At 45.4% G+C, this 12,831-nt stretch carries 10 protein-coding genes; 4 read left to right on the top strand and 6 right to left on the bottom strand.

Annotated elements, in window-relative coordinates:
- Positions 1–281 precede the first annotated feature (281 nt).
- The 4 genes from ACI0FF_RS00930 to ACI0FF_RS00945 form a co-directional block, all read right to left on the bottom strand.
- On the bottom strand, positions 282–944 hold the full coding sequence (locus ACI0FF_RS00930; RefSeq protein ID WP_419798288.1) for a transposase: 663 nt from the start codon (positions 942–944) through the stop codon (positions 282–284).
- A gap of 268 nt (positions 945–1,212) precedes the next feature.
- Complete coding sequence (locus ACI0FF_RS00935) at positions 1,213–3,348, bottom strand: protoglobin domain-containing protein (RefSeq protein ID WP_419798289.1); 2,136 nt, start codon at positions 3,346–3,348, stop codon at positions 1,213–1,215.
- 143 nt (positions 3,349–3,491) lie between these two features.
- Positions 3,492–3,950, bottom strand: a complete 459-nt coding sequence (locus tag ACI0FF_RS00940) for a hypothetical protein (protein ID WP_419798290.1) — start codon at positions 3,948–3,950, stop codon at positions 3,492–3,494.
- A 98-nt stretch (positions 3,951–4,048) separates the two neighbouring features.
- Positions 4,049–4,672, bottom strand: a complete 624-nt coding sequence (locus tag ACI0FF_RS00945) for a bacteriohemerythrin (RefSeq protein WP_419798291.1) — start codon at positions 4,670–4,672, stop codon at positions 4,049–4,051.
- A gap of 390 nt (positions 4,673–5,062) precedes the next feature.
- Between ACI0FF_RS00945 and ACI0FF_RS00950 the strand changes: the two genes are divergently transcribed.
- From ACI0FF_RS00950 to ACI0FF_RS00965, 4 genes are all read left to right on the top strand, one after another.
- Positions 5,063–7,081 carry a sensor domain-containing diguanylate cyclase gene (locus ACI0FF_RS00950; protein ID WP_419798292.1) on the top strand — a complete coding sequence of 673 codons (2,019 nt, stop codon included), beginning with the start codon at positions 5,063–5,065 and terminating at the stop codon, positions 7,079–7,081.
- A 182-nt stretch (positions 7,082–7,263) separates the two neighbouring features.
- The gene (gene dnaK, locus ACI0FF_RS00955) at positions 7,264–9,180 is read left to right on the top strand and encodes a molecular chaperone DnaK (protein WP_419798293.1); all 1,917 of its coding nucleotides are present in this window, start codon (positions 7,264–7,266) and stop codon (positions 9,178–9,180) included.
- A 95-nt stretch (positions 9,181–9,275) separates the two neighbouring features.
- Complete coding sequence (dnaJ, locus tag ACI0FF_RS00960; protein ID WP_419798294.1) at positions 9,276–10,415, top strand: molecular chaperone DnaJ; 1,140 nt, start codon at positions 9,276–9,278, stop codon at positions 10,413–10,415.
- Between the two features lie 295 nt (positions 10,416–10,710).
- Entirely contained in the window at positions 10,711–11,484 is a 774-nt protein-coding gene (locus ACI0FF_RS00965; RefSeq protein WP_419798295.1) for a substrate-binding periplasmic protein, read from the top strand.
- A gap of 12 nt (positions 11,485–11,496) precedes the next feature.
- Here the strand turns inward: ACI0FF_RS00965 and ACI0FF_RS00970 are convergent, their stop codons facing one another.
- Positions 11,497–12,201: a class I SAM-dependent methyltransferase gene (locus ACI0FF_RS00970; protein WP_419798296.1), complete on the bottom strand. Its 705-nt coding sequence runs from the start codon at positions 12,199–12,201 to the stop codon at positions 11,497–11,499.
- Positions 12,198–12,818: a methyltransferase family protein gene (locus tag ACI0FF_RS00975; protein WP_419798297.1), complete on the bottom strand. Its 621-nt coding sequence runs from the start codon at positions 12,816–12,818 to the stop codon at positions 12,198–12,200. The genes ACI0FF_RS00970 and ACI0FF_RS00975 overlap by 4 nt, the downstream gene beginning before the upstream one ends.
- Positions 12,819–12,831: the final 13 nt, after the last annotated feature.

The following is a 12,831-nucleotide window of genomic DNA, read 5'->3' on the forward strand; positions in this document are numbered from 1 at the left end:
AGAAGTCTTGAATCACATTCTAAGCAATTTGTGAACCCACTTTGTCAACAGGACCTAAAGGAGCTTTCTCAAGTGAAATGGGAAGAGTTTCAGGCTTATGGCGTCGATATTGAGTGTGACAGCCATGAAAATGTTGTTCACACAAATGGCGGTAATTACCTCATGTACAGACGATAAATAAGAGAAAAATCGATGACATGGCCGTAATAGCGGCTGAAAGCAAATCAGCAAGGCAAAAGTCTTGAGTTCGGGGGACAGTTACCGGGGAGTTCGGGGGACAGTTACCGATCTCTCGGTTTTGGTCCGGGCTTTTTAGGCAATAAAGGGCGGCCAAGCTGTTCCTCTAAGTTTTGAACAAAGTTGTCGTCGCCTAAAGGTCGTCCGGTCCTTTCGTGCTGTTGTAATTTTAAATGGTCCTTTTGCGACAAATCATCCGCGAGAAAACGTTGCCAGCTCTCAACATGCTGTAGCAATGGCGCAACACGAACCAGTCCGTCATCTTCTGCACACATATGTGCCCGCGCACTGCTCCAACGCCATTCTTCTGGATATTTACACAATCGGGCCCTCACGGGATTTAGTTCGACATATCTGGCACAGTTCATCAAATAAGCCTTATCCATTGGAAATGACGCAAAACGGGATTGCCACAGGTGACCTTTCCATTTCTTCTCAAAGTTGATATGACGAGTGTAACGCCGATGTGTTTCTGCCATCGCTCTACCCAAAGCCACTTCCGTTTTAGGAACCGCTATCACATGTGTATGGTTCGGCATCAAACAGTAAGCCCAGATTTCAACGCCGTAAAAAAGACACCATTCAGCCAATAAATCCAGATACAACTCATAATCGGCATCACAAAAGAATGTTTGTTGTCGTCTGTTTCCTCGTTGGGTTATATGATGAGGTAAATTCGGTATTGTTACGCGTGCTAAACGTGCCATAGTGCTCTCCTTCATTTTCTGAAAGAGGTATGAAAAGCTTAGGCAAGTAATTCGGTAACTGTCCCCCGAACTGGAACTGGAACTGGAACTGGGTGTCCCCCGAACTGGGTCCCCCGAACTGGAACTGGAAGAACTGGAACTGCGAACTGCGAATTGAAAAGAAATTAGGAGAAGGAATCAAATTGGTCACACTTCTCCTGTTGACTTCATTCTATATGACATAAACTTAGAAAATCGTTAAGAACATAACGAGAAGGCATACAAACAGCTAGAATTTATAAGCCATTCGCACATTGCCCCAATGGCGGCCACGGATATAGATCGGTGCATCAACTTCTTTTAACAAGACCACCTGATCCCCGACTTTACGGTCATAAGCCTGTACGAGAACGGGCTGTGTATTGCGCGCTGCGCGCAGGCCCGCCGGGTCGGCAAAAATACGACGGTTGCGGCAATTCGCATCGTTCCAGATCGGATCGTCGCTTTGTTCCTTCATATAGACCTTATTGTGGGTCGGCAAATAAGCGGCACGATCCACTGCCGCACAAAAAACAATGTTGGGGGCACGTTGAATGATCTCTTCCTGAATATCCGGTAGATATTCATCGGTGATCGGCGTGAATTTTGTCAACATTTGGCGGGGGTTGGTATTTGGAATTGGCTGATAATCAATATCGAAAAAGTCCTCAACAGAAATCTGGTTTTTACGAAGGGCTTTTTCAAATGCTTCTTCCGTTCGATTTGCCGCCTCTTGAACCAATTCAATATATACCTTGTCCTGATTTTTCGTTTCTTCAAGCAGCTGAATAATCCGCGCTTTTTCCCCATCCGTATGCGCACCGAATGCCGCATTCACCACATTATCCGCCACTTGGCGAATATCCATATCGAATGCGCCGATTTTGTCCAAAACCACATGACAGGCCCCTGTCTGCAAATGATTTTGCGCATGTTCAATACGCAACGAAACACCGCCGAGGCTTAAATCCGCTGTTGTTCCGACAAATTCAGCTCCATTTTGCTGCAACGTTACCGTCATCCCCAATGGTACCCGCTCACTATGGCGGCGGTTCCCGGCATAGGACGTGCGCAACAACATGGTCATCGCACCGCGCAACCCCGAAACATCCCGAATAACATTGCGCGAAATATTAGAGACTTTGCGCGCCATCGATTGTGCTGACACATTGCGTTCAGACACATCTTTCATGCTTTCATCCACATGGGATGTACTATCGGATGCACTGGTTGCACTGCTGCTGATCTCTGTTGTCGCAGCCGTTTGTTGTTCCACCGCTTCAGAAATATGACCAACACTTTCACCCATTTGCTGGATCAGCTGGTTGGTGATTTCAATTTCATGGACCGCCCGTTCTGTGGCTTCACGAATTTGACCGGACTGCATATTGACCTGATCAATCGCTTTTTCAGTTTCTGCGGCCAAGTTTTTCACTTCCTGTGCCACAACGGCAAAACCTTTGCCCGCCTCACCGGCACGTGCTGCCTCAATCGTCGCATTTAAGGCAAGCAAACGGGTTTGCGAGGCAATGTTTTGCACCAAAGCCACAACCGATGCGATTTCCTGTGCACTGGTTTCCAGACTGTTGACCGTTTCCTGACTGCGGCGCGATTGTTCAATGGCATTTTGGGCGATCTCTTCAGAAGACTGTACTTGCCCGGCAATACTTTGTGACGAGGCATCCAACTCTTCTGTTGCTGCAGCCACCGTTTGAATGGAATTTAAAGTATGATTTAAAGATTCAGTCGCGAAATCGACCTGTTTTTGTAATTCAATCTGTGCTTCGCTCAAATGATCAACATTTTCTTGCATCAAGGCGGTTTGGTCAGAAACACTTTGAATCGTTTGATCCGATTCATCCAGAATCTCATCGGACATTTGCAGAAGCTGTTCGCGAATTTTACGCAGCTCGCCACTTTCAATGTAAGTCATCATCGCCAGATCGATATCCAGACAGACCGATCGTAACATGGCCCCGACACCATCCATGACCTTAGCGTTTTTAACCCCATTTTTACGCAAGTAGGTTTGCAGCATCTGCTCGATCAACATGAAATAACCGCCCAGATACCAGCGCGGTTCCAGTCCGATCACATCATGGACGCGCCCAACCGTCAGCGCACGTTCCATATAAGAATCAGAATATTCTCCGCTGAACATATTTTCCCAATGCTGGCGTTGCGCATCCGTTAAGGTGCGCACATTGGAATGTTTATCAATGATGGACTGGGTTTCTTGAAACCCGGATAAATGCGAATAAAAATTTTCTACAATGGCGGGCACATCGCCATTAATGGTTGCAAAAAAATCCTGCATAGATTTTTTTGCATTTTCATCTATGCGTAAAAACTCAAGTCGTCTTGTAAGATCACTTTTATCGCTCATGGTTGTAGCCTACCCTATTGTCAGTCCAGTACGATATCCCACTAATCGTCAACTCTTAAACAAGCTTTTTTTAAATATAAGGGACTTTTAATAATTTTCGCAACCATGAAGGAAAAATAAAAAATGTAAATTATACTTATGATCTACCCAATAAGCTGGCTAAAACTTTCTTTCGTATACCCCGGTGGTAAGACTTTGACATGTTGTTTATTCATATACATATCTACTTCAGGGTTACGGACTTCCGGTTGCAAGACATCACTTAAGAACGCAAAAACTCCTGGTGCCATTTTTGCAGGAAACGTCTGCCACGTGATAAAAACCCCACCACGCATGTCATAGCTCATAATCTCGCTACTTTGTTTGGCATCTGTAATATCCATCGCCAGATCTTCTGCCATACCGACATAGACCCAGCCCGGTTTTACCCCGCCATGCCAAATGACATAAATTGCAGAAACACCTGATACGTTTTCTTTTGCCAATTCTATAAAGGGGAGACGACGGAACTTACCTGCCGCATTCTTAGACCAAGCCACTTCAAGCACACCGCCTTTGGCTTCGCTTTTCTTGCCACCGCCGAAAAAGTCAAACAGTCCCATTTTTTGCATTCCTTAAATAAGCGATAAACTTATTATAAACCCCTGCCATGGGAATGCAATAAGGTCATTGGGATCAGACAGATAAAGGAAATGAAGAGCTAGCGACCAAACAGACTTTTCGCTTTGGCCTCGCGCCGTTTGATTTGAGTTTCTGTAATTTTTTCAACCGCTGTTTCCACCAATTGACCTTCTTCGCTCGCATCGCTGATCAACGTGATAAAATGACGAACGTGTTCTTCCTTATCCGCCGGACAGGGAATATTGATTATATTTTTAGAAGTATTTTGCTGACGACGTTGCATAATAGCCGGATCACCGTTCTTTTTCCCCAGCAAATACGGAGCATAAGCACGATCAACCTTCGCAATATGGCTCAACAACCAACCTTCTAAAAAAGTAACAATTTTCTCTGCATCTACATCTTGCGGGCAGCGGGCATGGAAATTACGCAAAGAAATCACACTATCGCGAAAGTCATCATGTTCTTTTTTATGGATAACAAAATCCGGATAACCCGCGCGCAACATAAAACGTTCTTCACGATCAAAATGTTCTTCAACATAAAGACCTAACGATTTGATTGTTGCTTCAATAACACCCGCATTGCGATTTTCAGCAATTTGTTCACCTAATTGACGGATCGTACGAAACAACATCTGGTGGTCTTCATCAATCACACCAATTCCCAACTCGAATTCTTCAGACCATTCTTTATACTTCATTTCATTATGCCTTATTTGCGAACGGACGATAGATACAACAAAATCTTATAGTTATAGCGTTTTGTTGTATAATTCACTTTAGCACAATTGACATAAAAGAAAACCCTGCCTCATATTTTGATCGCATTTCTTTCGAATTATATACGAATCGATAAGCGGATCTTTTTTGCACCTTTAAACCAAACAGGCCTGAAAAGAAACCGCGGTCATTTCGATATCGTATTATTTATTCATAATGCACAACTGAACAGCCTTCTAGCCTCCGATCCTTATTATAGATCAATATGTTAATTTTTTTTGTCTCCCTTTTTGCGCGAAGCTTGCTTTTCTCCCGTAAGCAGTGGATGATTTGAGCAAAATCAATTCTCTCTATCATGAATGAATAAAAGCGTGTCTGATAAGCATAAAACGGGATTAACGACAGAGTCTGTCACCGCAATTCTTGAGAATGTCGGGGCAATGATTTTCATGTGTACCCCAAAGGGTCATATAAATTTTGTAACCCCCGCCTTTTGCCAAATGATCGGACTGACAGACGACAAACTGCTCGGCAAGAACATCCGCTTCATTTATCCCAATGCCGATTTAACAGATATTCAAAACATTATCGCCCAGTCAAATATCTGGCAAAGTGAACTTGAATATCGCGCACCGAACGGAACCTCATTATGGTTTCGTACAAATATCACCAAAAATGGTGACAATCTCATCTGGGCACAAATGGATGTAACTGCGCAAAAAGAAGAATCCTTTCGCCAGATCAATAATGAGAAAAAACTGCAAAGCATTCTCGATCATATACCCGCTTATGTTTTTTCAAAAAACCGCAAAGGGGAATACACCTACGTTAACCACATGCTCGCGGCCCTGCATGCCTTAAAAAGCGACGAAGTCATTGGTAAAACTGATTATGACCTCTTTCCTTTTGAAGCCGCCGAATCTTTCGCAAAAAATGACCGTAACGTTTTCGAACAACACAAAACGGTGCGCGCACTTGAAGATGGCGGCATGGACGAATATGGGATCGAACGCTGTTATTTATCCGTCAAATGCCCTATGGAAAATGAACAGGGCGAAGTCCATGAGCTTCTTGGGATGTCTATTGATATTTCGGAACAGCAACGACTAGAAAAAGCCTTATGGGCCAGTCAGGAAAAGCTCAACAGCATTCTCGATAATATGAAAGCGCGTGTTTACATCAAAGACACCGATCTACGTTATACCTACGCCAACGAAGAACTCTGTCAAACCCTGAAAATGGATCGCACCAGCATAACCGGTAAAAATGATTTCGATCTTTTTGAACCAGAAACCGCTGTTGGTTTTCGCACGACCGATCAGGAAGCGCTTAAAACCCGGCAGAAAATTTCTCGTATGGAAACGTCCGTTGACACGCATACTCGTATAAAAAGTTATTATTGGTCTGTCAAAGTCCCCTTATTAACAGCTGACGGAGACGTTCATTCGATTTTAGGTATCTCAACCGATGTAACCGAACAAAAACGACTGGAACAGAAACTTCAGGCCAACGAACGCCAGCTGACAACCATCCTTGATAACATGAAAGCTCATGTTTATATCAAGGATACAAGCTATACCTACACCTATGTAAATGCAGATATGTGTGAATATCTGGGCAAAACATTCGATGAAATCGTCGGAAAAACGGATGCTGAAATTTTTGGTCAAAATGTCGCCGAACGTTTCCATCAAAGCGATACACACGTTTTTAATAACCGAGAAAACTGTACCAGCATCGAAAAGTCCCGCCATTACCGCACGGGCAAGAGTTGCTATTTTCTCTCCATCAAAGCACCGTTGATCAACGATGTCGGCAACGCCCATGCCTTGATCGGCATTTCCACAGATGTTACGGAACAACAACGAATGGAGCGCGAGCTCCGTAAAATGGCCTCAACCGATGTATTGACAGGCGCCAACAATCGCCGACATTTCCTTGAACTCTGCGAAAAGGAAATGGATCGCGCCAAACGGTATGGACATAATTTATCCTTGATTATGCTGGATGTGGATCATTTCAAACATATTAATGACACCTACGGTCACGCCACAGGTGATGAGGCCATCCGGTCGATGACCAAACTTTGTCGCGACAGTTTGCGAAATTCAGACGTTTTGGGTCGAATTGGCGGTGAAGAATTTGCCATTCTCCTTCCTGAAACAGATTTGATCGGTGCCTGGCAAATCGCCCAACGGATCCGACAAAATACCGAAGATTTTGCCTTCGATACCGGACAAGGCAAAATTGAAGGATTTACGGCCAGTTTCGGCCTGACTGGTTTATTGGAAAAAGACCAAAACCCAGATGATTTGCTCAAACGTGCCGATGTTGCCCTTTATGATGCAAAAACGCAGGGACGCAACCGTGTTTGCGAGAAAATTGATTAATCCGGTTGAAAAATAGAAAAATCTTAACTTTTGATGTAAATGATTATGCCGAAGCGCTTGCATGAACGCGCCAATCGTCTTATATAACGCCCAGTTTTTGACCCTCAGGGAGTTCTAAATGTCTGTGCCTTGTTTGAGAAGGGCGGACGACAGGGAACTCGCCGCAACAAAGAGAGAGTAAAATGAGTAAAGTCATCGGTATTGACCTCGGTACAACCAACTCCTGTGTCGCCATTATGGACGGTGGAGACGCTCGCGTTATCGAAAATTCCGAGGGAACACGCACAACCCCTTCTATGGTTGCTTTCACAGATTCAGGTGAACGCCTGTCCGGCCAACCTGCCAAGCGACAAGCCGTCACCAACCCAGAAAATACCCTGTTTGCCATCAAACGCTTGATCGGTCGCCGTTTCGACGACCCGCTGACCAAAAAAGATCAAGGTCTGGTTCCCTACAAAATCGTCAAAGCAGACAATGGCGATGCGTGGGTAGAAGCCAATGGCGAAAAATACAGCCCGTCACAAATTTCTGCCTTCATCCTGCAAAAGATGAAAGAAACCGCAGAAAGCTTTGCCGGTGAAACCATCACACAAGCCGTTATCACCGTTCCGGCCTACTTCAACGATTCTCAACGTCAAGCAACAAAAGACGCTGGTAAAATTGCTGGCCTTGATGTTCTGCGTATCATCAACGAGCCGACAGCCGCAGCGTTAGCTTACGGTATGGACAAAAAAGAAACCGGCACCATCGTTGTTTACGATTTGGGCGGCGGTACATTTGACGTTTCCATCCTTGAAATCGGCGACGGTGTTTTCGAAGTAAAATCCACCAATGGCGATACATTCCTCGGCGGTGAAGATTTCGATATGGCAATTATTGATTATCTCGCTGACGAATTCAAAAAAGAACAAGGCATTGACCTGCGCTCTGATCGTATGGCCCTGCAACGTTTGAAAGAAGCGGGTGAAAAAGCCAAGATCGAACTGTCTTCCTCTAAGGAAACAGAAGTCAACCTGCCGTTTATCACGGCTGACCAGTCTGGCCCGAAACACCTGAACATCAAACTCAGCCGTGCAAAACTGGAAAGTCTGGTTTCAGGTTTGATCGAACGTACCGTTAAACCTTGTCAGGCGGCCTTGAAAGATGCAGGGCTGAAAGCCTCTGAAATCGACGACGTTATTTTGGTGGGCGGGATGACCCGTATGCCGAAAGTTGTTGAAAAAGTTAAAGAAATCTTTGGCGTAGAACCCAACAAAGGCGTAAACCCGGACGAAGTGGTTGCCATGGGTGCTGCCATTCAGGGTGGTGTGTTGAAAGGTGACGTGAAAGACGTTCTGCTTCTTGACGTAACACCGTTGTCTTTGGGGATCGAAACATTGGGCGGTGTCTTCACCCGTTTGATCGATCGCAACACTACAATTCCGACACGCAAATCTCAAGTCTTCTCAACAGCAGAAGATAACCAATCTGCTGTAACCATCCGCGTCTTCCAAGGTGAGCGTGAAATGGCGGCTGACAACAAACTGCTGGGTCAATTTGATCTGGTTGGTGTTCCGCCGGCACCGCGTGGCGTCCCACAAATCGAAGTCACCTTCGATATTGATGCCAACGGTTTGGTAAACGTCTCTGCCAAAGACAAAGCCACAGGCAAAGAACAACAAATCTCGATCAAAGCCTCTGGCGGTCTGGATGACAACGAAATCGACCAAATGGTTAAAGATGCAGAAGCACATGCGGAAGAAGATAAAAAACGAAAAGAGTCTGTAGAAGCTCGTAACCAAGCCGAAAGCCTGATCCACACAACCGAGAAAAACCTCACAGAACATGGGGATGCCTTGGGTGCAGAGGATAAAGGCGAAATTGAAAAAGCGATCAACGAGCTAAAATCCGCGTTGGAAGGTGACGATCTCGATCCCGAAGATATCAAGGCGAAAACAGATACTTTGATGAACGCTTCTATGAAATTGGGTGAAGCCATGTACAAAGCTCAGCAAGAATCCGCTGGTGCTGAGGCTCCGCAACAAGAAGACGCACCGGCTGATGACGGTGTTGTCGACGCCGATTTCGAAGAAGTCGACCCGGACAAAAAAGACAAGTAACCTGTAAAAGTGTGCCCCTTGCGAAAGCAGGGGGCCTTGTTTCAAATAGTCCCCGCCACAAACGGGGACATATTTGTCTTTAAAGAGGACAAAAAATGGCAAAACAAGATTACTACGAAACGCTTGGCGTCAACCGCGATGTAGATGATAAAGCCCTGAAAAGCGCGTTCCGTAAGCTTGCCATGCAATATCACCCTGACCGTAACCCAGATAATGCAGACGCAGAATCCAAATTTAAAGAAATTAACGAGGCTTACGAAGTCTTAAAGGATGCCGAAAAACGCGCTGCTTATGATCGTTACGGTCATGCCGCGTTTGAACAAGGCGGTCCGGGCGGCGGACATGGCGGTTTCGGCGGTGGCGGTTTCTCCGGTTTTGGTGACATTTTTGAAGAAATGTTCGGCGATATGATGGGCGGCGGACGCGGCCAATCATCCGGGCGCGGTTCTGATCTGCGCTACAATATGGAAATCAGTCTGGAAGATGCCTTCAACGGTAAAAAAGCCCAGATTGAAGTCCCGACATCCGTTCATTGTGGATCCTGCGACGGTTCTGGTTCCAAAGGCGGTAAACCACCAAGCATGTGCCCAAGTTGTCACGGCCGTGGTAAAGTGCGCGCACAACAGGGCTTTTTCACCATTGAGCGCACCTGCCCGACCTGTCATGGCGCAGGTTCTGTCATTTCTGATCCTTGTGATAACTGCGGCGGAACTGGACGTGAACGCAAATCGAAAACCCTGTCCGTCAGCGTCCCAGCTGGTGTCGAAGATGGGACTCGTATCCGGCTATCCGGCGAGGGTGAAGCCGGATTGCGCGGTGCGCCCAGCGGTGATCTCTATATTTTCCTGAGCATTGCACCACATCGTATCTTCCAGCGCGAAGGGGCCAATATCTTCTGCCGCGTGCCAATTCCTATGACAAAAGCGGCTCTTGGCGGTGAAATTGAGGTCCCAACCGTAGATGGGGGACGTGCCCGTATCAAGGTGCCTGAAGGCACCCAAAGCGGTAATCAATTCCGTTTACGCGGCAAAGGTATGAGCGTCATGCGCACCGAGTCACGCGGGGATATGTTCGTTGAAGTTGCCGTGGAAACACCGGTAAAACTGACAAAGGAACAAAAAGAAATCTTGAAACAGTTCGAAGCCGCCGGCGGGGGAAATGTGGAAAACCACAACCCTGAAAGCCAAGGTTTCTTTAGTAAAGTAAAAGATTTCTTTGACGACTTAACAGATTAAACCTTTCAGTATTTAAGTTAAAAAGCCGCCCATATAACTGGCAGCTTTCAGACTGCTGACAAAGTGTTTTCGTAGATAATTGACCAAAATTGTCATCCCGCACTTGATGCGGGATCCATTTTAAATCAACGGGTTAGATATCTCTCAATGGATGAAGATGGATCCCCGATCGGGGTCGGGGATGACAGCTTAGGGCTTTGTCAATAACCTGAAAGCCGCCCATATAACTGGCGGCTTTTTTTATTTGTATATAAAGATCAAGATCCCCATATACACAAAATTAAATGATCGATTCTTGAAAAACGGGGATATGTTGCGTCATATTGTTATATTAATTGCTTTTGGATGTTCTTTATCTCTAGCTGTCATCAAAACAGCCTGGAGCGAGGACTTACTCTTCTTCACCGAACATTATCCTCCTTATAACTTTATTGGATCAAATGGTGAAATAAGCGGTATTTCAACAGAAATTGTTCAAGAAATAATGAAAAGAACGGGTTTTGCTTATCGTATAAAGCTAACACCATGGAAAAGAGCCTACGAATTAACTTTATCTCAAAAAAATACCTGTCTTTTTACAACAGGCCGTACAAAAGAACGTGAAGACCTGTTTAAATGGATTACGCCACTGACTGAAAACCCCATCGTCTTATTCGCGCGTCCGACTAGCAAAATCAAAATTACTCAATTCAGCGATTTATCTGAATATCGAATTGGGGGGTATTTGGGTGATGCCGCTGTTGACTATCTGGTTACCCGCAATATTCCGGTTGAAACAGCACGCGATGATAAGTTGAATGTGCGTAAGCTTCAGGGCGGCCGGATTGATTTATGGGTGACTGGTGAAATGACAGGCCATGCCCTTGCCAATAAAACAGGTTATGAAATAAAGAAAATATTCACCCTCACTGCAATTGCCGGAGGCATTGCCTGTAATTCGCATCTCAGTGATTTAATCACATCACGTTTGCAACAAGAACTTAACACACTTTATCAGCAAGGATTTATTGAAAGGGTATTTCATAAGTATGACCCGAACTTATCCGCGCCTATCTATAAAGCAAATTAAAAATAAGCTCGTTTATTCTTTCCACGCGATCCAGCCCCCAAACAGGAACGCACCATAAAAAGGTTCAATTGTTTTAAAACCAGCTGCATGGAGCAATTCCATAATCCGGTCTTCCCCGATAAATTGGATATCACGCACAACATGCTCGAACCCACGATCCACAATATGTTCCGGCATACCTTGATGCAGTTGCCAATCCCGCCATACATCCAAAAAACGTTTGAAACGCACACCTTCGACCTCTGCATGCAAGTCCGCCAAAATCAACGGGGCACCAGGGTTCAAGCGGGCTGCGATAGAACGTAATAAAGCCTCTTTTGATCCATCATCCGGCACAAAGTGCATGACCAAAATCAGAGTTGCCGCATCAAAACGAGCCGTACTGTCCAAATCCTCCACATATCCATTGATGACTTCGCAACGATCAGAAAGTTGTTGAATTTCCAAATTCGCCTGTGCAACCGCCGCCATTGCCTGTGCCGGTTCAACCCCCGTGATTGACCAATTGGGGAATTCCTGTCCCAACGTCATCAATTCAACCCCGGTTCCACAGCCAACAGACAATAAACTGGAATTTGTTCCAAGAACGTAACGTTTTAAAAGAACCTTGATCATTTCATGTAAAACATCATAACCAGGCACAACTTGGCGAATGACCCGGTCGTAGGCCTCTGCCTTTTGATCATCAAAATGCTGTGTGGTATCAAAATCAGTCATGGTTTGGGTTCTTTCAAAATCACTTTCCCTTTTACGGGAATAAACGCAGGCACACGGGATTTATAAGTCGCATAATGATCCCCGTACAGTCTTATTAGATGGCGTTCTTCAAATCGCACACCAATCAACAAGTATAACGTGCCAAAAATCGCTGTCATCAAATCAAATGGCCCTGTCACCCGCCCCCATAAAATAAGCAATCCGGCACTATAAAGCGGATGGCGCACCCAACAGTGCAACCCATGAAAATGCAAGGGTTCTTCATCATGAGCCAAGACCCCTTTAAAATGGTCACGGATTTGGGTCAAGCCACTAAGAGTACCCAGATCATATCCGCGCAAAGCCAAAATCATCAACAACCAGCCGATGATATAAACAGCCCCCTGCCCCACAACCCACCAATCTGCACGTACAAAGGCGGCTTCATGTTCATAAAGCCATAAACCGACAGCATAAACAGCCGCGATTTGCAAAGTTGCAAAGATATTATAAGCCAAACGATAAAAGGCCCCGAACAGAGGCTTCAGCCGGGATTTCACAAATTCGCGAGCCAGCATTGAATGGACAAGTCCAAAGATCAGCCAAGCCGCCCCATATATGAGATGATGCTCAAACATCCGCCCAGTTTGG

Origin of the sequence: Terasakiella sp. 4MB5A, from assembly GCF_050058155.1 — a bacterium.
Taxonomy (GTDB): Bacteria; Pseudomonadota; Alphaproteobacteria; order Rhodospirillales; family Terasakiellaceae; genus Terasakiella; species Terasakiella halodenitrificans.